Below are 19383 nucleotides of genomic sequence, written 5' to 3'. Positions count from 1 at the left end.
ATCGGTTTAGGGCAAATTCCGATATCAAATGTGAACGAAGTTTACCGGTTCCGGTAAGCTTTCATTAAGATGCCGTTTGCGAGACTTGGGGCCACGTTTTCGTTGCGAGTATCCCGGATGAGAAGAGCTGTCCTGACCCTGACCGCCCTCGGCCTATCGGCCGCCGCGTGGAGCAGCGTCGCGTCGCCATTACCGCAGACAGATGTTCCGGTCCCCGACGTCAAGCCGATCGGCTATGTGCCGCAGACATCCATGCCGGAATCGATCATGACCGGCGCCATTCCGCGCACGGTCGCGCCTGTTAACGGCGACCTGAAGAGCGGCCTCGACGCGCTATCTGCCAAGGATCCGCAGCAGGCGATCTCCATTCGCGACGGCATGGCGAAGGGAACGCTCGACCGCCATATCCTGACCTGGGCGATCGCCATGTCCGGGCAGAAGGGTATACCCTCCTACGAGATCGCCGGCGCCTCGCAGGAGCTGAAAGGCTGGCCCGGTCTTTCGCGGCTGCGTGCCAATTCGGAACGCGCACTCTACGACGAAAACCCTGACCCGGCGGCTGTCTTTGCCGCTTTCGGCGATACCGCGCCGGAGACAAACGAGGGCGCCATCATCCTGTCGCGCGCGCTGGTTTCGGCCGGCAAGCAGGCGCAGGCAGCCAAATATATCCGCAAGGTCTGGCGCGGCCAGGGGCTGGACAAGGCAACCGAAGACAAGATCCTGGCCGAGTTTTCGGGCCTGATCACGCCTGCCGACCATAAGGCGCGCATGGACTATCTCATGTATCGTGGCCGCACGGCACAAGCCAAGCGCTTCGGCGACATGGGACAGGCGCAATCGCTCTACAAGGCCTGGGCGGCCGTCGCCGCCAAGGCGCCGAACGCCGCGGTGCTGCTCAACGGCGTCGACAAGACATGGGGCACCGACCCCGGCTATCTCTTCGCCCGCATCGAATACCTCCGCAAACAGGAGAAATATGCCGAGGCAGCAAAGCTTCTGGCGCAGATGCCATCGAAGCGCGACGAGCTGGTGAATGCCGGCGAATGGTGGAACGAGCAGCGGATCATCAGCCGCGGGCTGGTCGATCAGGGACAGTTTGCCGCTGCCTACCGCATCGTTTCCAACAGCGTGGCGACGAGCCCGACCGATATCGTCGAGGCCGAGTTCCATGCCGGCTGGTATGCATTGCGCGGCCTTCAGGACCCGAATGCGGCCGAACAGCATTTCCGCAAGATCCTGCAGATTTCCAGCGGGCCACTCTCCGTGTCACGCGCCTGGTATTGGCTCGGACGCTCGGCGGAAGCCGGTGGTCCCGGTCAATCGAAGGAGTTCTACACCAAGGCCGCGAGCCTTCCGAGCACCTTCTACGGGCAGCTCGCCAGCGAACGGCTGGGCCGCAAGACGCTGAATGTTTCCTATCCGTCGCCGACCAATGAGGACCGGCAGAACCTGCAATCGCGCGAGGCGGTGCAGGCCATTGCGCGCCTAGAAGCGGCAGGTCACGGCTGGCGGGCCGCAGCACTCTATCTGGCGCTTGCCGACCAGATCCAGAGCCCCGGCGAACTGGCGATTCTCACCGCGCAGGCCGAGCGCTCCGGTGACCATCACCTGTCGCTGCAGATCGGCAAGATTGCCTATTCGCGCGGCATCGATGTCGCAGCGCTTGCCTTCCCCGTCGGCGTCATTCCGGCGAGCGCCAACATATCGGGCTCCGGCAAGGCACTGGCATACGCCATCGCCCGCCAGGAAAGCGCCTTCAACCCCGCTGCCGTCTCTGCCGCCAACGCCCGCGGTCTGCTTCAGCTTCTGCCCGGCACCGCCAAGGCCGTCGCCAAGCGGCACAACATCGCCTATTCCGCCGACAAGCTGACAGGTGACGCCGGCTATAACGCGACGCTCGGCGCCCATTATCTCGGTGAGCAGATCGACGCTTTCGGCGGCTCTTATATCCTCACCTTCATCGCCTATAATGCCGGCCCGAAACGCGTGCCCGAATGGATCGCCCGCTATGGCGACCCGCGTGGCAAGAATATCGACGAGATCGTCGACTGGATCGAGCGCATCCCCTTCCCCGAGACCCGCAACTACGTGCAGCGGGTTTTGGAGAACTACGAAGTCTACAAAGCTCGCCTCGGACAGACGCCCGATATCGTGCGCGACATGATCGGCGGCCGTTCCTCCTGAGAGCGCTTGCGCAATGATGCGCCGGCGCTAACCTCTCTCTCGACAGGGAGATGGCGATGTCGACCGATTTCGGAACTGGCTTTGTGGCACGGACGATCACCACGGCCGACGGCCTGCGCCTGCATGCGCGGGACTATGGCAGCGCCCATGCAGGCACCCTTCCCGTCATCTGCCTGCCCGGCCTGACGCGCAACTCCCGCGACTTCCATCAGCTGGCGTTTGTGCTCTCGACCAACCCAAAATCACCCCGCCGCGTCATCGCCCTCGACTATCGCGGCCGCGGGCTCTCCGACTGGGATCACAACAAGGCCAATTACAACATCGCCGTCGAGGCACAGGATGTGCTCGCCCTCTGCGAGACCCTTGGCATCCACCACGCCATCTTCATCGGCACCTCCCGCGGCGGACTGATCCTGCATCTGATTGCCGTGATGAAGCCGGAGCTATTGGCAGGCGTGGTGTTGAACGATGTCGGACCGGTGCTGGAACTGGCAGGCTTGCGGCATATCCAGGACTATCTCGGCAAGGCACGGCAGCCCGATAGCTGGGACGACGCGGGAAGAATGCTGCGGGAGCTGCATGGCAGAGACTTTGCGGCACTGTCGGCAGCAGACTGGCTGGAGATGGCGCAGGCAATCTATCGTGAGACCGGAGATGGAATCGTGAGCGACTTCGATACCGCTATCGCGGAAGCGATGACGGCCGCCGATTTCAGCAAGCCATTGCCGGATCTTTGGACGCAGTTTGCGGCGATGATGGTTGCGCCGCTCTTGGTCGTGCGCGGCGAGAATTCAAAGCTTTTGTCCGAGGAGACAGTTGCGGCGATGCTGAGGCGCCATCCTGACAGTGTGCGCTTGACCGCCCGGCAGCAGGGGCACGCGCCGCTGCTGCATGTCGATTCCATTCCATCACAGTTGGAGCGGTTTATCGAGGAATGCGCTTAGGCGACCACGGTCCACAGGCTAAGCGCTTAGATCCTGAACTCCACACAAGCAAAAAGCCCGGCTCAAGAGCCGGGCTTTCCTGATTAGACCGAAGTCAGATCAGATTAGAATGCGCGCTGCAGGCGGAAGAAGCCGTTTACGCCGTCCGTGCTGTTGCCAGCGCCGTCGTCAGCATTGCCGTAGTTGATTGCCAGCTTCGTGGAGAGGTTCTCTGCGATCTGGTAGTCGAGCGTTACGCCAGCGAGCCAGGTGTGGCCGTCGTCGTAGTTGCCGTCTGCATCAAGTTCGGTGTTGCCGATGTACTGAACGCCAGGAGTGATGGTGAACTTGTCGGTAGCCTTGACAGCGTACTGAGCAGCAACCGACCATTCGCCAGCCGTGTAGTAAGCGCTCTGGCCACTGGAGTAGATACCAGCGATACCGAAGGTACCCGGACCGATGTCAGCACCGAGCTTAACGCGAACAGCGCCTTCTTCAGCGTCGATGTCGTAGCCGCCGATGACCTGGTACGTGAAGGCACCAGCCGTGCCACCAACGCCAACGTCGATACCGACGTCGTTACCATTGGTTTCCCAAGCAAAATCCTGGCCGCCGAGTTCTTCAACAGCGATACCAGCGTAGAAGTCGCCAGACTCATACTGGTAACGGATGGTGTTGAAGTTCGTCGAACCGGAGTTCAGCGTGTCGAACTCGCCCGAGAAGTCATCATCCCACCAGTTGACGAACTTACCAACGCGGAGGCCAGCGATGTCGATGTAAGCGGTGTCGAGAACGGTTTCGTTCTGAACGTCGCCGAGAACGCCAGCCGGGCGGTAGTTAGCCTGGTAGACGATAACGCCGGTGAGCGGGCCGTATTCGGTGTCGCTCTTGGCAGTGAACTGAACCTGACCGCGGGTGCGGACGTCCCAGTCTTCCAGGCCACCGTTTTCGTATGCATCGCCGAAGCCGAAGTTTACGTCAAAACGAACGTAGCCTTCGATCTTGAGGCAGGTTTCGGTGCCCGGGATGTAGAAGTAGCCAGTGCCGTATGCGTCGCAAACGCGAACGTATTCTACTGCTTCCGGTTCAGCTGCAACGATAGCGTCGGCAGCCTGTGCACCGGATACTACTGCGAGAGCAGCAGCGGAGCCGAGAAGAAGGCTCTTGATTGTCATTGGTGACCTCCAATTCAAAGTTTCGATCGGGTCTGGGATTTTTCGCCGTTAGAGCAGCGTTCCCTGCCCCATCCCCATGTTTCAAGAAGTCGGACGATCAACCGCCCTCGCTTCCGAGGTTGAAAATACAAGACGCCGTCCGTCACGCAATCACCAACTGCCTCCTTTGTGCTGTTTGCATCTGCCTTCACAGACCCCTGTTGCTCAAAGGACACAAAATCGACATACGCCCCGCCGGCTTCTTTATACTTCGTTAAGAAACGCCCGGTTTTGCAGGGGTTTAGCGGGATCTCACATGTGGATGAACAGGCGTTATGTGCCGCAATGATACCGATTTTCCGCCGGATTCGGGGTTTTCGGCACATCTTGCTTGTCGTGCCGGAGGATTTGGTTTGCGCCGATGACCAGAGATGGAGGCTCGTGAATCACATCCGGCCTGCGGTGATTCCCATTTTTGATTCTGCGGGGAACTGAATTCGATTCCATTCGAACGGCAAAACGCCCGATGCGGATTCGCAGCCGGGCGTCACAAACGAAATGCTGAATGATCTTTTTTGGGAAGGATGGCGGAGAAGATGTCCGCAATACTATCGTGCATGGCCGTCCGCTAACGTCCGCGTTCGCTGGATTTCTGTGGCGCCCCCTGCTCATCTGTTCTAGAGTGTTCGCAGATGTTCATGGTCATCCCCACTTTGAAGTGGGGAAAAGTATGGGGAAACCCCTTGGGACGGTCTTTGCAGAAGCTCACCGACGTGGTGGTTAAGTCCTCAAAACTGAAGACTGGACGTCACAGCGACGGTGGCGGCCTCTATCTCAATGTCTCTGATGCAGGCAGCAAGTCCTGGATCTTCATGTGGTCACGTGATGGCAAGCGTCGGGAGATGGGTCTCGGACCTTATCCGGACATCGCGCTATCTAAAGCACGTACGCGCGCGAGCGAATGCCGCGCGCTGGTGGCCGAAGGTAAAGACCCCATTGAGGAGCGAGACCGTGAGGAGGCGCCGACGTTCGGCGATGCGTCGGACGATTTCATTGAAGCAATGAAGCCGCAGTTTCGGAACCCCAAGCATATTGCTCAATGGGAAATGACGCTGAAGGTCTATGCCAAGCCCCTTCGAGCGAAGACAGTCGATAAGATCAACACGGATGATGTGCTCAAGGTTCTGAAGCCGATCTGGGCCGACAAGCCAGAGACGGCCTCTCGCGTGCGCGGGCGTATCGAGCGCGTGCTTGATTCGTCGAAGGCGAAAGGACACAGGTCGGGGGAGAACCCGGCGCGCTGGCGCGGTCATCTCGACCACCTTCTCCCTAAACGGCAGAAGCTCGCCCGTGGTCACCATGCCGCACTCGCATACGATGATGTCCCCGCCTTCATGGTCGCACTTCGGGGTTGGACCGGCACATCCGCCCGCGCACTCGATTTTTTGATCCTGACCGCTTCGAGAACCGGCGAAGTTCGAGAAGCAAAGTGGGACGAGATCGATATGGAGGCCAAGGTCTGGACCGTGCCGGCCGAGCGGATGAAGCCAGGCCGAGAGCACCGCGTTCCCCTTTCCGATGTAGCCTACGCGCTGATCAGACAGCAGCAGGAGGAGCGGACTGACGACAATCCATTCATCTTCCCCGGCACCAAGAAAGGAAAGCCGCTATCGGTCATGGCATTGGCAATGCTCATGCGGCGGATGAAATTCAACAGCTACACCGTCCACGGCTTCCGATCGGCTTTCCGAGACTGGGCGGGCGACAAGACCGCATTCCCTCGGGAAGTTGCCGAAGCAGCGCTAGCCCATGCCGTTGGCGATGAGACAGAGCGAGCGTACCGGCGCGGCGACGCCTTGGCAAAGCGGCGCAAGCTGATGGAGGCCTGGGAAAAGTTTCTGGCTCCGAAGGTTTCGAACGTCATTCAGCTCGAAAGCCGCAAAGCATGAGCGATCACTTGCCTCCCACCTGGTCGCAGCTTCTAGACACCGAACGCCATCTGCGAGCTGAGATTCACGACAATGAGGATTGTCGGACGGGCGAGTATCTGCGGCGCTGGTACTCCGTCGCCTCTCATATAATGTCAGTGTGCGCCTCGTCGTGTCGGACTGGTTCGCTGGCCTTGTCGCCCCCCGCCGAGCTATTCGCGGTCTTGGCCGCGATGACTGACAGTTTTGCCAGGGGCATCGTCCCCCTTTCCGTTTCCGATGTGAAGGCAAGAGGCAGGCCACAGGCCAGCAGGCTCGAAGAGAGTGATATCGGTTGGGCGACCGTTTACCTAATGGCCGTCCGCATCGGCATGATCGCCGACAGCAGTCCGAACAAGACGATATGTGAGACTTATGGCGTCGAGCGTCAGACGGCTCAGGCCTGGGCAAAGTTACGCCCGCCCGCTTCGTTATTGCCGATCGAGGATCTGTCACCCCGCTTTATCCGTGATCAGATGCAAGAGGCTGGCGAGCGGTATGCTTTGGCGGGCCGCTCGTCGGTGGCGATAGATAAGAGAGGGCGCCAATCTAAAGCGGCCATTTAGGATGGCGGTGATCTGATCGAAACCGTGCATAATGTGGGAGGCGTCCAAGCACGAACGGTCTTGGATGCGCCACCGGACGCTAAGCACTCCGGCGGAGAAATCCGCAAATGTTGTCCGCAACCATCTCGGTCAAGCCTGTCTCGGTTACCATCGATGACGCCACCAATTACTGCGGTATTGGCCGCACCAAGCTTTATGAGCTCATCCGCGAAGGCCACTTCGCTCCCCGAAAGTCCGGAAAGCGGACTTTGCTCCTCACGGAAGAGTTGGACGCCTATGTCCACTCCCTTCCGACTTCCAAAGCTGCATGAGGTGACGAGCCATGCAGCCAAGGAAAAACCCGGCAGCGCGGGCAAGCGCTAACCGGGTTCCGAATATCGCAGCAACCACCACGCCGCTCGATACTCAGGAACCTAGTTCACCCACCCTCAAAATTCAATCTCCATCGCTCGCAGTCCGAGCCGTTCTCAAGCGGTTTCCCGTGTCTGTCGCACACGCACAAGTCATCTGCGAGCTTTCCGGACTCGGAGGCCGCTACTGATGGCAAAGCGTCTTGTAATCACCGCCCGCATTCTTCCCGACGGCAAGCCGATCAAGGTTGTTGGCCGCGATGCCTGGGCACTCCGCAATCTCGTCAATGCCGGGGTTCGCGGATGCACGCCGATCGACCACCCCGGCCCGCGCTGGTCCCACTATGTGTTCAAGCTGCGCCGCTTCGGCTTCATCATTGAAACCATCGACGAGCAGCACGGCGGCCCGTTCGCGGGAACGCATGCACGATATGTCCTCCGCTCTGAAGCCGAGATTATCTCGGCAGACGAGACCGAGAGTGCCGCAGCATGAACCAGATCGTTGCATCAATCGACCTGGAAAAGTGCGGTCACGTCATCGAAATCGAACAGGAAGTGCTTGGCGCCGTATTGTCCTCTGGGCAGCATAGCGCCGTGCGCGGCACTGTCCGAGCTGAATATTTCATCGAGCCGCTTCACAGGCGGCTCTATGAGATGATCGAGCTTGCCGCCGAGCGATATAACAGCGCCTCGATCGGTCTCGTCTTCAAGATGTTTCCGCCGGAGGAAGCGAAGAACTGGTCGGACTTCCTCAAAGAGCCGCTGGCAACCTACATGGCGCGGCTGGTGTCCAACAGCGTCTACGGCGCCGGCGGCCTGAAGATCAGCGTGCCCAATCTTATCCAGCAATGGGCACGGGTATCGGTCGGTGCCGAGGCTCAGCGTATCGCTATCGCCGCAACAGATCCTGCCACCGACGCGTCGGAGCTGATCAAGGCCACAACGCGCGCCCTCGACGGCGTTGCTACGGAGCTGCGCGGCAATGGCCGAGGCAAGACACGGTTCTCCATTTCCGAGGCTGCTGATGCTGCATTGGACCAGGCGCAGCAGGCCATTCAGTCCGGAAGCGGCATAACTGGCATCACATGGGGGCTAGCCGACATCAACGCTCTGACGGGCGGTATCCATCGTGGCGAGATGCTGTTGCTCGGAGCAAGACCGTCTATGGGCAAAACAGCCGTTGCCCTGGGGATCGGCATCAAGGCCGCTCAGGCCGGCGCAGGTGTCGGGTTCATCTCTTTGGAGATGGCTTCCCCTCGCCTTGCGATGCGCGCCATTACCGATATCGCCTACGACCGGAATATCCGTATCCCCTACACCGATCTGATCACCGGCCGGGTGACCGAGAAGAATTTCGAGGATCTGGTAGCCGCAAAGCAGGAAATGAACCGACTTCCCCTGTGGATCGAGGAGCAGTCAGGGCTCTCTATCGCGGACCTCCGCGTCAAGGTGGATCGCATGCAGGACGTCGCCGATCAAGCTGGCAACCCTCTCGATCTGCTTATCGTCGACTACATGCAGCTGCTCGCCGCATCTTCGCGCTATTCCGGGAACCGCAACAACGAGGTTTCGGAGATCAGTGCTGGCCTTCGCCAGATCGCCCGGGAAAACAATCTAGGCCTTATCGCGCTCTCGCAGCTGTCCCGACAAGTCGAGAGCAGGGAGGACAAACGACCGCAGCTCGCAGACCTTCGCGACTCCGGTTCGTTGGAGCAAGACGCGGACACCGTCGCCTTCCTGTACCGCGAGGCCTACTACCTGGAAAAGGCCAAGGGCAAGGACGAGGACGCCGAGATGGAGCGTTCGGAGCGTCTGGACGCCTGCCAGCACAAGCTCGAATTCATCATCGCCAAGCAGCGAAACGGCGCGGTCAGGACGGTTGACCTGTTCGTCGATATCGCATGCTCGGCGGTTCGAAATGCCGCGAGGTAACACCCATGGCGCAATTCCCAATTCTGCCGATCTGGACCGATGCCTACATTGCGGACACGCAACATCTCACCAACGAAGAGCATGGCGTCTATCTCAGACTGCTGATGTTTGCCTGGCGGACCGCTGAATGTGCCCTGCCCGATGACGACCGACGCCTCGCTCTTATGGTTGGAGTGACCGCCAAGAAGTGGGCGACTCTTAAGCCAGTGGTCATGCGGTTCTGGACGCTCTCGGAAGGTGGGTGGACGCAAAAAAAGCTGACGGCCGAGCGCGAAAAGGTTGAACGAACTCGCGAACAAAAAGTCGCCGCAGGGTTTGCGTCTTCGCGTTCTAAAGGGTTGAAAAACAAGGATGCGGCATCAACGGCTGTCGTCAAGCCGTTACCAACGGCGCACCCAACGGCAGATCAACTATCCATATCCATATCCATAGAAGAAGATAAATCTTCTTCTCTCTTGTCCGAAACGAGTTCGGATCAGCGGGGCAAATCCAAGACGGGGAAACCCTATTCAGAAGCATATGAAGCATTCTGGCTGGAGTACCCTCGAACCCCCAATATGTCGAAGTCCAAAGCCTATTCTGGCTGGCGACGGATGATGATCGAAGAGCAGGAACAGTGTGCGAAGGCTGTGAATCCCTACAAGGCGTTCTTAGCCTCGAAACCCGATCACCCGGTGTTGCACGCGGCGACTTTCATTAACGAGCGCCGCTTCGAGGGCTTCATCGCTGCAGCCACGATCCGACCTGAGGCGCCACCGACCGACGAAGATTGGCTCAAGCGCTTGGGCTATGGCCGTCGGATCGGCAGATGGAACACCGCGAACTGGGGTCCGGCTCCGGGCTTCCCTAACTGCCGCGTTCCCGATCACCTTCTCCAGCCTAACGACGGCGTCGGCTGGCGGGAAATGGAGCTTGCAGCATGAGCGACCGCTCCGTTGAAAGCGCCGCACGGTGGCTTGCTGATCAGCCGGCCGGCAATGCGCGCATCATCCCCGATCTGAAATCGCGCTTTGGTTTCACGGCTAGGGAAGCGTGCGAGGCAATTGCCCGCGCTAATGCCATTCGAGCTGAAAGGGCGAGAGCGTAATGCGACCTATTCCAGTTCCGATGTTCCCTGACGAGATAATATCCATCAAAGAGGCGGCATACCGTGCGGACACCTCAGAACGAACCGTGCGCCGATGGTGCTTCAAGCACGGCATAGGGAGGCAGGCGGAGACCGGAGCGCCTATTCAGGTCTCTGCCGTGGCGCTTGAAATGCGTGCTTGCGGCGATGATGACGCGATCGAGCGGCTTCGTCTCAACAGGCGGGACGATCCGCGCGTCCAGTTCTATCTCGATCGGATCGGGGTGAAGGTATAATGTGCCCCACAGCCACATTATACACCTACCAGCGGATGCATCCTGTCGATCCTTCGCGCTCAGGATGGCACACATGTCCGCACAGCGTCTATCCCCTTGCGTCCTCCCCTGTGGTCAAATGCACTATCCGAACAAGAAGGTTTCGATGAACACGCAAGCAGCGCCATCACGAGAGTCGCGGGTTCCCGTTATGCTTCGAGGGGCAAAGGTGATGTCCGGCTTCAGGGATAATCTCTTCGATGCGGCGAACCGCGCCGGCATGAGTGTCAACGAGTTCGTGCTGCAGGCGACGGCCGACAAGCTGAAGTCATCGGGCCGGGAGTTTTCCGGCCTTTTCCATCCAGGCGACTTGAACGAGGGAGCGCGCTAATGGCCGATGTTCTGCGAAACGACGATCTGGTGAGCCAGGCGCAACAGGAAATGCGGCGCCGGCAGGCGCAGGCGGAACTTAGCCGCCGGCGCGGGCTACCAACCCAGACTGCGCCTAACCGGTACCAGATCGATATCGACGGCCAGAAATATGAGATGGAGGCACCGGACGATGAGTCTGCGCAGAAAGCGGCCTTGAACCTAAAAGCATCGATGGGAAGCACTGGCCTCGATGCTCAGCAGATCCTTGCCATCCAGAACGCGCGCAGCAAGGTCCAAGGCAATCAACCGGGTGCGGGCCTCAGCCTGGACAACGCGACAGATATCAACGCCGCGTCTCCTCAGTCATCAGCTCCGGCCGCGGTCGGCGGCAAAGTCTTAAACATCGATGGCGTCAGAGTTCGCGTAGACGGCTCTTTCATGAACCTCTCGCCGGAAGAACAGAATGCGACGGTCGATGAAATCGCAGCGAAATTGAACATCAAGGCCAAGTCCAAGTCGCATCCGTCCTTTGAGGAGAGCCAGAAGCTCATCGCTCAGCAGGATATGGAAGGCGCGAACGGTGCCGTTGGTGCGGGCCTCACCGGCGCGCTGGATGGTATCCCGATCGCTGGTCCCATCCTGAAGGCTGGCGCCGAGCGCGGTGCGGCTGCGCTCGCCACTCTGGTCGATGGCGACAGCTATGCAGCGAACCTGCAGCAGGCGCAGGATGCCTCGAAGAATGCGGCCGATGCTCACCCTGTCGTGCACACGGCCGGCGAGGTCGCTGGCGCTGTCGGCGGTACCGTTCCTATGGTCATGGCCGCGCCGGCTGCCTTCGGCGCAGGTGGTGGCGGTCTCTTGCTACGCAGCGGTGCTTCCGCCGCTTCTGGGGGAATCCTCGGCGCCACGGACGCTGCCGTCCGTTCTGGGGGTGACGAGGACGCAATCCTATCAGGCGGCAAGTGGGGAGCGGCTGGCGGTCTCGCCGGTCCTCTCATCGGCCAAGCTGTCGGCAAGGGCGTCAAATCCCTTATCGACGTAGGCCGCACACGCCTTGCAGCTCGCGGCGCCGGTATCGATCCGAAGGCCTTCACTTTCCTGCGCCGCGCCGTGACGGCGGATGATATCGATCCGGCCACGCTGGAATCGCGGCTGGCAGAGATGGGCCCGGACGCCATGCTCGCCGATCTTGGGCCTAACCTGCAGAAGCAGGCGGGCGCACTGGCTGGCGCTCCCGGCCGTGGGCAGGAGATTGTCCGCAAGGCGCTCCTAGATCGCTCTACCGGCGCGAACGCCCGTATCGGCGCCGCCGTGGATGAAAGCTTTGGTCCTGCCGTCATCCCGTCCGAAGTCACCGCCGGAATTCGAGCCAACCAAGAGGCGCTTGGACAGGAGTATGCGAACGTCTTCCAGAATGCCCGTGCTGCCGATACGGCCCCTGTCGCCGAAGCCTTGGAAGCTCAAGCGGTCAATCTTCGCGGTCCTGCGCAGCGCGCGGTTCAACGGGCTCGAGAAATGCTGAACATCACCGGCACCGATACTCTCGATCCGAACCCTCAGACGCTCTTCCAGACGCGCCAGGCGCTCGACGGCATGCGAGCAGCGGAAACGGACCCTAACGCGCTACGCGCCCTCACCATGGCCCGCCAGAGCGTTGACGAGGTGCTGGCAAACAGCGTTCCCGGTCTGAAGGAAGTAGATGCCCGGTTTGCCGAACTGGAGAGGCAGAACGAGGCGCTGCAGCGTGGGCAGACGGTCCTGGACAGCGGGAGGACAGCGCCGCGGCCTTCCGAGCTCGTCGACGAGGTGGAGCGAGGCGTCCAGCCGCAAGGCGAGATGGTCGGCCCATCTGCCGTTCCGCTCCGCCTATCTCAGGGCGCCCGCGCCGAACTGGATCGGATCCTCGGTAACAATGCCAACGACATCGCGGCACTGAACCGGGAAATCAAATCCTCTGGCGATTGGAACCGCGAGCGCCTTGCCACGCTCTTTGGGCAGGAGCGAGCCGATCGGCTCTTCCGCGTCCTGGAAAACGAGACGGCATTTGCCAAAACAGCGAACACTGTCACCGGCAACAGCGAGACCTTTGCGCGACAGGCTGCTGAACGCGAACTCGGTGGCGGCACGGATGGTTTCGGGCTGAAAGAGTCCTGGAAGGCCGGCGGAACACTCGGCGCCGCTCGCTCAATGGCCCTCGATAAGCTGGAAGAGATAATCCGGCTGATCGCCCCGAACCGGGGCGAGGCAACGAGGGAAAGCTTAGCCCGGTCGCTTGTAGGCAACCCCAACGCCGAAATCATCAAGGCGCTGATTGCTGGATCCAAACAGAGCCAAGCGGACCGGCTAGTAAGTCCGGTCGTTCGGGCTCTGCTTGTGTCCGGCCCCTCTGGGGCGAGATGATGGGTCTACCCAGCAAATAAGCAGGTAGACCAAAATGGTGAAGCCCATGCCGACAAGGAAGCCGGCATCGAAGTTGTCTCCCAGGAGATGCCCGATGCCGTCCGTCACTACATTCACCGCATAAATGGCCGCTGCCATCAAGGCGATGCAAACGATCTGGATCAGACGATAGGCCATTGCCGGTTTCCGGTTTTCAGGAAGAAGGACGCCAAGATGCGCACAGGTTACGACAAATTTCAATCGGTTGCCGATCTGGTCGACTTCGTGGACCTCCTGCGGGAACAAGTAGGCAGGAGCGGAGACGATACCCGAGACAAGATGCGCGCCGCCCTCGCCTCGATCGACGAGACCGAACTCGTAGTCCTGGCAGATGCGCAGGCCCTCCTCCGCTTGGCGAAAGAACTGCTCGGCGTTGCCATTGATCGCTTGGCTGTAAATCCGCAAACAGAAGGGCTCGCCGAAGCCGCGCAGTCCTTCGTGTATGTAGATCGGGTTCTAAGCGCCCTTGCCGAAGCTGACGCCAAGCATTCGCTTGCCCCTCGGCTGCAGACCGTCAATTAGGTAGGTGGCGGCATGATAAGAATTTCGTGTGATGTCTGACCTGAAAACCTGAAGCCAGCTTTGCATTCCGGGCGTGGTTTTGTCTCCGCGGCCGGTCAGGTTCACTCAAGAGGAAACCTCTCGCCCAGTAGCGGGCAGGTCGCGCCGGGAATCTGCGCCGCGGTGGCGCGAACCTCGCTGTTAGGGTTTCCCACAATTGATACAAAACTGATTTGCCCGGATCTCGACGTGAGGCAACTTGATTTTAATCAAAATTAATCAAGCCAAAACAGCGCTCGCCTGTTAGCAAAAGTTAGCGCCTCGTCCCGTCACGGTTATGGTTTGTTATGGTGTTTGAATAAGGATCGGCACCGCAGCCGTCAGGTCCGCGGCGACGTAAGCGCCAACTTGGCGGCTGCCTCGATAAGGGTTTGGCGGACCCACTCGCTTGTTGTGGCTGACCCGGCCCGCCGAGAGACAGAGGTCAACATCGCGGCCCCGCCCTTCTCCGCCTGCAGGCGAATTACCCTCAGGTTGACGGTAGGCCCAGGAACCGCTTGCCGAACAGTCCGTGCAATATCTCGTCCCATTCGGAGCAAATTGCCTGGGCTTCTCCGTAATCTGTATCCACGAATTTAATAACCGCCGTCATCAGATCGTCGAGAACCTGCGTCTTTGTCGCGATGAGGGAAATCGTTGTTTCGTCAGCGGCGATGCGAATGCGCTCAAGGCCATCGTGATTAAGGGGGCGATAAGGGGCCAGCATCTGCTGCAACTCAAGATGCTCACGGTTATAGGTTTGAATTGTGCTGACCAACGCCTCGTAACGGGTTTCCAAACGCAACGCTCGATTTGGAATGTCGCCTCGATCAACTTGGAAAAAAGGCTGGAAGTCTGTCGCTAGGAAGTGCGAGCGATAGGAAACGAGCCCCGTGATTGGGCGGATTACCTCATGTGGCCGCGCATTGGGTGGGCGGGTAGCGCGCGCGCTGCTTATATGCCGCTGAAAAGTATAGAGCGCGTTCGTTATCACTAGCAGCTTTAGGCTTGCAGACGCCGCGACCGCCATAGATGCATCAAGGCGCTGCTTCTCTTCCCGCGCCATGCTTTGGCGTGCTGCTTGGCCTGCAAGGAGCCAAGATATCCCGCCGCCGAGAGCGGCGCCGCCAAAGCCCGAAATCAACGTCGCTGAATCCGCGGCGCTGATCCAGGGCGAACTGGACGAACCGGCAGCAACAATCCCGAAAACGGTCGCCATTACTCCGCCGAGCACGCCGCAGCCAAAAATCATGGCGCTGATTTCTGGCTCGGGACCAGGACTATTTTTGCCCTCGTTCATTTGTTAGCCGCCGGCTCCGGGTGGAGCATCGTTCTCGTACATGTCTCGGTATTGGATCGTCTGGCTTTCGTCAGTGTCTATGCTTCTGCCAGATGGGCGAGCGAGCCGCACGCCAGGGCCACCGGAACCTGAATAGGCGCCGTCAAGGAAAACGACGCCGGCGCTCTCAAGCGCCTGTTGGATCGCTCGCAATGTCGAAGCTTTGGGGTCGGCTGTACCCCGCTCAATATTGTTCAGGCCGGTCGTCGATATACCGGCTGCGGATGCGAGTTCGGCTTGAGTGAGGCCCAGCATGGCGCGAGCGCCTCGGATTTGTTCGGATGTGACCATGCGAATTTTATAAGCTGCAATTGATTTTTTATCAAGTCCGCTTGACTGAACCTGCAATTAAGGTTAATTCAAGCACGGTTGATAATTTCTCAAGTGGACAAAGCAAATGCCGATCTCACCGATTCCGGCCGCCGCCGAAGGTATGACTAAATTCGACCTGGGTCGCATAATGGGCATGGCCTGGAAATTCTACCGCCGCGATACGGCGCTCGCTCGTCCTGCCAACGCTGCAGCCCGCCGAAAAGCCTTCTCTCGTGCCCTGAAGTCCGCATGGATGACGGCCAAATACAAGATTGCCGAAGCCCGCAAGACCGTCCAGCAGCGCGCCGCTGATCGGGTGCAGGAGCTGACTACCGAACTAATGCGGGATGACGCCCGCGGCTGGGGGGTTGCCGGTAGCGCCGATCGCCTCGCAGTGCTTGTCGAAATTTCATCGCTTGAGAGGGTCGCCGTCTCATCGAGCCGCCGATAACCCACACCCTTTAAGGAGATTGGAAATGAAGGACCCGATTCAGTCGGCCGGCGGAGCTATGTCCGCGCGAAAGCTTGATGTGTCAGATTTGGAAGATCCGATTGAGAATGCACGCCGCATGGTGTCGATCCTCTCGGATATGGTCAAGGAGATGGTAGGCGGCAATCGTTGCAAGTGGCCGGGCCAACATGACCTCTACCATTTCACGCCGGATCAACGCGAGAACCTTGTCTTTGCTGCCTTCCACTGCGAGGAGATGGTCGCGAAGATCCGCGAGATGTGGGATCCGATCAACTCGGATTGCTTCGATCGCCGCGCAGCGGAGCGAGAGCCGAGCATCCTTCTCCAGGCAATTCGCGACTATCAGGCCAGCCTTGAGGACTTCAACAATAACGCTCCCCGCGACGACGCTGGCGCGAATGCCTACAGCAACGTTTCGTACGGTCCTAAGCTCGAAGTGCTGAAGAATTGGTCGAAACCTGCAGAAACCCGGGACGCGGCAATTGCAGCCCTTCAGATCGCCATGACCGATGACGGCGGCGTTTATAACAGCGATGCCGGCGATGCGATGATGAAGGCCGCGCTCGGCTACTTGCAAGGAGCCGCAGCATGACCCGGCCTTCGACAGAATACCTTGGGCCTCTCGACCTCGTTGATAGGCTTGATGCCGCTATCGCTCTCAACCAGGCCATCATCATGGCGGTCGGCAACCGTGCTGGTGTTACGCGAAAAGCTGGCGATGCGCTTGGCGCCGTAGCCGGCGAGGTTCACGACAAGCTTGCCGATATCCACGGTGAGCTTGAAAAAATGATGGAGGGGTCCGGGTCATGAGGGTTTCTGCAATCTATCGCCTACGGCGGTCCGAACTGGAGCACCGGATTGAGGAGCTGATCGCGCTCCTCGATGTCATGGACGGGGAGGCAGATCTCGAAGAAGGCGGAGACAGGGAACTCGACCCGGCAGAGTCCGGCCTCGCTGATCGGGATGCACTCGACGTCTTCATTGCCGAAAGCGGAAGTGCTGATGGCCTGCACTTCGACGGCAGCGGGAGAGAAATTGCCCAGGAGCTGCTTCAAGGCATCAAGGTTCTTTGCCAGTCGCCTCGCATGCGCAGGAGGGCTTAAGCATGATCTGGAGCATCATCCGCCTGCGCACCGCGCGCCGCATGTTCTACCTGTCCCGCTGGCTGCTGCAGACTGGCGAGGCCATCGTTGACGAGGAGATGGCAAAAAGCGATCGATCAGGGGCGCCTTCGCAAAGCGAGGCACATCTAGTCTCGCCATCTACGTTGCTCCAAAATGTCGATGCCGAATCATGGAGCAGAAATGGACCCCGAGACCGCGCGATATATGCTTGCTCTGGACGACGAAATTCAAGTTCTCTGGAAAAAGCTTGAGCAGATGAGCGATGCCAACGAATACCGAGAAAGAGCCCGGGAGTATCGAGAAAAGGCCCGGGCAATTGAGGAACAGATCAAGGGCTATCGAAGTGAGCTAGCCGGCAACATCAAGGCGGTGAACGAGGAAAGTGCTCGTTACATCAGTGCCGTCTCGGTCATCGGTTACGCGGCATATTTTGCCACGTGGGGATTGGTAAAAGACAATCTCGGTAGGGAGATGACTTCGTTCGTTGGCCTAATGGGTATGATTTCCGTCTCGCTCTTCGTGCTATGGGAGATCTACGTGATACTTGCCGTGCGCCTTAAGGCGGTCGGAGAATTGGGCCACATCTTTCAAAACATGGTCTCGGTTGAAGATTTCGAGCCAATGCGTTTGCGGCAGGTCGAGCGCGACGCGAAGCGTATCCTTGCCCTCACGGTTGCTCATCGTGTCGTGTTTACGGTCAGCATACTATCAGCGTGCGCTGGTGGGGCTGCGATGATGCAGGCTCTGTATTGTTCCCTTTGATCAACGTCAGCGCAGATGTTCGCCGCCTGGCTGACTACCTCAATCGGGACGAAGGCAAGGCCGCCGACCGACCGGGATTGAGTGGCGCTTCCACCAGGCCTTAGAAGAACCGGTCAATCAACGAGACATGCCTGTTGCGGAGTTCGGCGAGAAGTTTCTCAGCCTGTGCGGCCGTTAACTCCCCGCTGCGATGCTTCCTCCGGATTTCCGCGGCTTCATCGCTTAAATCCTTGAGGCGCTTGGCATGCCTTGAGACGTTCGATTGAATTACACCGGAGTCATTTTTTGTAAGTGCGGACACCATTACCCTCCTGAATCAGTTCACGAAGCTGATTGATGACTGGCTCACACGTAACGATGATGACGTTGGCTCTGTTCCCATAGAATGCATATGGCAGCTTGGCATCTATCGAAACAAACCCGCGTATTACCGTCTCATTAATTCCCTCGACTTCCAAAGGAATAATGAAGATTGACTTATAACTCACCTTGGATTGCGTGGGGCTTTTCATCGCAACTGAACCAAAATGACGGATATCGTGGACGACTCGGGGGAATGCGCCGCTTTGGCAGGCATGATGACCTAGCACATTGGCCGAGTCGAATTCGCGGTTGCGAGGTCTCTCGTTGCCCAGGTTCCGATGCCGGATCTTCATCTTGCTTCGACTGCTTCCGCTGTAGAGAGCAAGGGACACGGAGATGTCGCCTTTCTTGGCTTTCGTGATCTGCCGAGAAAAGATTTCCAGAATGCTCAGACAAGCGGTTATCGCTTCATCTTTATCTCTCGTTTGTGAGGCTTTCGATTTGATCGCGCTCAAAAGGTCGCCAAATCGCACCAAGATGTCTGCCTGGTTGTCAGAAGGGTTCGAAGCTTTCTCGCGCGACATCCGATCCATAAAGCCAGCGAAAGAGTTCGCAGAGAAAATGACCACTGAGGCCGCGACCGCAACCGTCCCCGCGATCGACCCATAGAACCAAGCAAAGCCTGGTGCCGACGACGCTATGCTTGTCTTGGTGAGCCAATGGAAAACGCCGAAGAACCGGAACTCTCGCGGGAGTTTATTATTATACAGGCTCATAGCGCCGCGACGGAATCTGTAGATCCTGCCATGTGCGTCGTTCAGCCATGCGTGTATGGCCTTTTCGAATTTCTCTGAACTCACACGCTCCACCCACTTTTTTCAAGTCATAGGTAGATTCGTCCACTTGCGATAGTAGGCTCAGAAAATAGAAACAACCTTATATTTGCTGGGGCTCGCCACTTTGCTAAAGCGACCAGTATTTCGTGTTATGAGTCTTTCTCGTCATTAACTCGCTGCACCGCGGCCAGCGAGGCGAACAATTCCCCCCGAAGACGATCAGTGTCAGCGACGCCGGCAGCGTGTCCAAAATCCCGTGCAGCCCAACCCAATCGTGAGGCTGTCGCAACCACGGAAGCGGCAAAAGCAGCCCTAGTCAGAGGTGGCTCGGTTTGTCTGAACAGTTCCGGGCGTTTTGTTAAGTGGATATCCGCCTCGATTATGCCGCCACCATCATTGGCGTCAGCGCGTTGAAGTAAGCCTGATCCGGCGTCTTCCGGTCAAGGGATGAATGTGGGCGTCGGGTA

Annotated in this window: 22 protein-coding genes; 17 read left to right on the top strand and 5 right to left on the bottom strand. The window is 58.9% G+C overall.

Annotated elements, in window-relative coordinates:
- Positions 1-117: 117 nt before the first annotated feature.
- The gene (locus AC1DNK_RS14805; RefSeq protein ID WP_477941857.1) at positions 118-2184 is read left to right on the top strand and encodes a lytic transglycosylase domain-containing protein; all 2067 of its coding nucleotides are present in this window, start codon (positions 118-120) and stop codon (positions 2182-2184) included.
- Positions 2185-2240: 56 nt separating this feature from the next.
- Positions 2241-3128, top strand: coding sequence for an alpha/beta fold hydrolase (locus AC1DNK_RS14800; protein ID WP_477941855.1), 888 nt, complete (start codon positions 2241-2243; stop codon positions 3126-3128).
- A 104-nt stretch (positions 3129-3232) separates the two neighbouring features.
- Here the strand turns inward: AC1DNK_RS14800 and AC1DNK_RS14795 are convergent, their stop codons facing one another.
- A complete protein-coding gene (locus tag AC1DNK_RS14795) occupies positions 3233-4282 on the bottom strand; it encodes a porin (RefSeq protein WP_477941853.1) in 1050 nt (349 codons plus the stop codon).
- Positions 4283-4959: 677 nt separating this feature from the next.
- On the opposite strand from AC1DNK_RS14795, the gene AC1DNK_RS14790 reads away from it, so the two are divergent.
- From AC1DNK_RS14790 to AC1DNK_RS14750, 9 genes are all read left to right on the top strand, one after another.
- Complete coding sequence (locus AC1DNK_RS14790; RefSeq protein ID WP_477942180.1) at positions 4960-6210, top strand: tyrosine-type recombinase/integrase; 1251 nt, start codon at positions 4960-4962, stop codon at positions 6208-6210.
- 212 nt (positions 6211-6422) lie between these two features.
- On the top strand, positions 6423-6794 hold the full coding sequence (locus AC1DNK_RS14785; protein ID WP_477941852.1) for a hypothetical protein: 372 nt from the start codon (positions 6423-6425) through the stop codon (positions 6792-6794).
- Positions 6795-6901: 107 nt separating this feature from the next.
- Complete coding sequence (locus AC1DNK_RS14780) at positions 6902-7105, top strand: helix-turn-helix domain-containing protein (RefSeq protein ID WP_477941850.1); 204 nt, start codon at positions 6902-6904, stop codon at positions 7103-7105.
- 229 nt (positions 7106-7334) lie between these two features.
- On the top strand, positions 7335-7637 hold the full coding sequence (locus AC1DNK_RS14775; RefSeq protein WP_477941848.1) for a winged helix domain-containing protein: 303 nt from the start codon (positions 7335-7337) through the stop codon (positions 7635-7637).
- Positions 7634-9076, top strand: a complete 1443-nt coding sequence (locus tag AC1DNK_RS14770) for a replicative DNA helicase (protein WP_477941846.1) — start codon at positions 7634-7636, stop codon at positions 9074-9076. The genes AC1DNK_RS14775 and AC1DNK_RS14770 overlap by 4 nt, the downstream gene beginning before the upstream one ends.
- 5 nt (positions 9077-9081) lie before the next feature.
- Positions 9082-9999 (top strand): YdaU family protein, encoded by a 918-nt coding sequence (locus AC1DNK_RS14765; protein WP_477941844.1) that lies wholly within the window; start codon positions 9082-9084, stop codon positions 9997-9999.
- On the top strand, positions 9996-10163 hold the full coding sequence (locus AC1DNK_RS14760) for a hypothetical protein (protein WP_477941841.1): 168 nt from the start codon (positions 9996-9998) through the stop codon (positions 10161-10163). Before AC1DNK_RS14765 ends, AC1DNK_RS14760 begins: the two co-directional genes overlap by 4 nt.
- A gap of 420 nt (positions 10164-10583) precedes the next feature.
- Complete coding sequence (locus tag AC1DNK_RS14755) at positions 10584-10808, top strand: hypothetical protein (RefSeq protein WP_477941839.1); 225 nt, start codon at positions 10584-10586, stop codon at positions 10806-10808.
- Positions 10808-13189, top strand: coding sequence for a hypothetical protein (locus tag AC1DNK_RS14750; RefSeq protein WP_477941837.1), 2382 nt, complete (start codon positions 10808-10810; stop codon positions 13187-13189). Before AC1DNK_RS14755 ends, AC1DNK_RS14750 begins: the two co-directional genes overlap by 1 nt.
- Here AC1DNK_RS14750 and AC1DNK_RS14745 read toward each other — a convergent pair.
- Positions 13133-13366: a hypothetical protein gene (locus AC1DNK_RS14745; protein ID WP_477941836.1), complete on the bottom strand. Its 234-nt coding sequence runs from the start codon at positions 13364-13366 to the stop codon at positions 13133-13135. The genes AC1DNK_RS14750 and AC1DNK_RS14745 overlap by 57 nt on opposite strands.
- A 36-nt stretch (positions 13367-13402) precedes the next feature.
- Between AC1DNK_RS14745 and AC1DNK_RS14740 the strand changes: the two genes are divergently transcribed.
- The gene (locus tag AC1DNK_RS14740) at positions 13403-13750 is read left to right on the top strand and encodes a hypothetical protein (RefSeq protein ID WP_477941834.1); all 348 of its coding nucleotides are present in this window, start codon (positions 13403-13405) and stop codon (positions 13748-13750) included.
- A 508-nt stretch (positions 13751-14258) separates the two neighbouring features.
- On the opposite strand, the gene AC1DNK_RS14735 is transcribed toward AC1DNK_RS14740, so the two are convergent.
- Together AC1DNK_RS14735 and AC1DNK_RS14730 are read right to left on the bottom strand one after the other, a co-directional pair.
- Entirely contained in the window at positions 14259-15068 is an 810-nt protein-coding gene (locus AC1DNK_RS14735; protein WP_477941832.1) for a hypothetical protein, read from the bottom strand.
- 3 nt (positions 15069-15071) lie between these two features.
- Positions 15072-15455 (bottom strand): helix-turn-helix domain-containing protein, encoded by a 384-nt coding sequence (locus tag AC1DNK_RS14730; protein ID WP_477941830.1) that lies wholly within the window; start codon positions 15453-15455, stop codon positions 15072-15074.
- 49 nt (positions 15456-15504) lie between these two features.
- Between AC1DNK_RS14730 and AC1DNK_RS14725 the strand changes: the two genes are divergently transcribed.
- The 5 genes from AC1DNK_RS14725 (at position 15505) to AC1DNK_RS14705 (ending at position 17777) form a co-directional block, all read left to right on the top strand.
- Positions 15505-15870, top strand: coding sequence for a hypothetical protein (locus AC1DNK_RS14725; RefSeq protein WP_477941829.1), 366 nt, complete (start codon positions 15505-15507; stop codon positions 15868-15870).
- 25 nt (positions 15871-15895) lie between these two features.
- Positions 15896-16483, top strand: coding sequence for a hypothetical protein (locus tag AC1DNK_RS14720; protein ID WP_477941828.1), 588 nt, complete (start codon positions 15896-15898; stop codon positions 16481-16483).
- Positions 16480-16701 carry a hypothetical protein gene (locus AC1DNK_RS14715; RefSeq protein WP_477941827.1) on the top strand — a complete coding sequence of 74 codons (222 nt, stop codon included), beginning with the start codon at positions 16480-16482 and terminating at the stop codon, positions 16699-16701. Before AC1DNK_RS14720 ends, AC1DNK_RS14715 begins: the two co-directional genes overlap by 4 nt.
- A complete protein-coding gene (locus AC1DNK_RS14710) occupies positions 16698-16994 on the top strand; it encodes a hypothetical protein (protein WP_477941826.1) in 297 nt (98 codons plus the stop codon). Before AC1DNK_RS14715 ends, AC1DNK_RS14710 begins: the two co-directional genes overlap by 4 nt.
- Before the next feature lie 201 nt (positions 16995-17195).
- Entirely contained in the window at positions 17196-17777 is a 582-nt protein-coding gene (locus AC1DNK_RS14705; protein WP_477941825.1) for a hypothetical protein, read from the top strand.
- Between the two features lie 278 nt (positions 17778-18055).
- Here the strand turns inward: AC1DNK_RS14705 and AC1DNK_RS14700 are convergent, their stop codons facing one another.
- On the bottom strand, positions 18056-18940 hold the full coding sequence (locus AC1DNK_RS14700; RefSeq protein WP_477941824.1) for a hypothetical protein: 885 nt from the start codon (positions 18938-18940) through the stop codon (positions 18056-18058).
- Positions 18941-19383 lie beyond the last annotated feature (443 nt).

The sequence above is a fragment of the Rhizobium sp. 01N424 genome (genome assembly GCF_056399485.1).
This window is presented reverse-complemented; position numbering and strand designations above follow the sequence as displayed.

Excerpts from the sequence above, each read along its gene's own strand:
- AC1DNK_RS14770 (WP_477941846.1), top strand. The coding sequence starts at position 7,634 with ATGAACCAGATCGTTGCATCAATCGACCTGGAAAAGTGCGGTCACGTC.
- AC1DNK_RS14735 (WP_477941832.1), bottom strand. The coding sequence starts at position 15,068 with ATGAACGAGGGCAAAAATAGTCCTGGTCCCGAGCCAGAAATCAGCGCC.
- AC1DNK_RS14805 (WP_477941857.1), top strand. The coding sequence starts at position 118 with ATGAGAAGAGCTGTCCTGACCCTGACCGCCCTCGGCCTATCGGCCGCC.
- AC1DNK_RS14780 (WP_477941850.1), top strand. The coding sequence starts at position 6,902 with ATGTTGTCCGCAACCATCTCGGTCAAGCCTGTCTCGGTTACCATCGAT.
- AC1DNK_RS14755 (WP_477941839.1), top strand. The coding sequence starts at position 10,584 with ATGAACACGCAAGCAGCGCCATCACGAGAGTCGCGGGTTCCCGTTATG.
- AC1DNK_RS14760 (WP_477941841.1), top strand. The coding sequence starts at position 9,996 with ATGAGCGACCGCTCCGTTGAAAGCGCCGCACGGTGGCTTGCTGATCAG.
- AC1DNK_RS14785 (WP_477941852.1), top strand. The coding sequence starts at position 6,423 with ATGACTGACAGTTTTGCCAGGGGCATCGTCCCCCTTTCCGTTTCCGAT.
- AC1DNK_RS14790 (WP_477942180.1), top strand. The coding sequence starts at position 4,960 with ATGGTCATCCCCACTTTGAAGTGGGGAAAAGTATGGGGAAACCCCTTG.
- AC1DNK_RS14715 (WP_477941827.1), top strand. The coding sequence starts at position 16,480 with ATGACCCGGCCTTCGACAGAATACCTTGGGCCTCTCGACCTCGTTGAT.
- AC1DNK_RS14740 (WP_477941834.1), top strand. The coding sequence starts at position 13,403 with ATGCGCACAGGTTACGACAAATTTCAATCGGTTGCCGATCTGGTCGAC.
- AC1DNK_RS14765 (WP_477941844.1), top strand. The coding sequence starts at position 9,082 with ATGGCGCAATTCCCAATTCTGCCGATCTGGACCGATGCCTACATTGCG.
- AC1DNK_RS14710 (WP_477941826.1), top strand. The coding sequence starts at position 16,698 with ATGAGGGTTTCTGCAATCTATCGCCTACGGCGGTCCGAACTGGAGCAC.
- AC1DNK_RS14775 (WP_477941848.1), top strand. The coding sequence starts at position 7,335 with ATGGCAAAGCGTCTTGTAATCACCGCCCGCATTCTTCCCGACGGCAAG.
- AC1DNK_RS14725 (WP_477941829.1), top strand. The coding sequence starts at position 15,505 with ATGCCGATCTCACCGATTCCGGCCGCCGCCGAAGGTATGACTAAATTC.
- AC1DNK_RS14745 (WP_477941836.1), bottom strand. The coding sequence starts at position 13,366 with ATGGCCTATCGTCTGATCCAGATCGTTTGCATCGCCTTGATGGCAGCG.
- AC1DNK_RS14705 (WP_477941825.1), top strand. The coding sequence starts at position 17,196 with ATGGACCCCGAGACCGCGCGATATATGCTTGCTCTGGACGACGAAATT.
- AC1DNK_RS14750 (WP_477941837.1), top strand. The coding sequence starts at position 10,808 with ATGGCCGATGTTCTGCGAAACGACGATCTGGTGAGCCAGGCGCAACAG.
- AC1DNK_RS14720 (WP_477941828.1), top strand. The coding sequence starts at position 15,896 with ATGAAGGACCCGATTCAGTCGGCCGGCGGAGCTATGTCCGCGCGAAAG.
- AC1DNK_RS14800 (WP_477941855.1), top strand. The coding sequence starts at position 2,241 with ATGTCGACCGATTTCGGAACTGGCTTTGTGGCACGGACGATCACCACG.
- AC1DNK_RS14795 (WP_477941853.1), bottom strand. The coding sequence starts at position 4,282 with ATGACAATCAAGAGCCTTCTTCTCGGCTCCGCTGCTGCTCTCGCAGTA.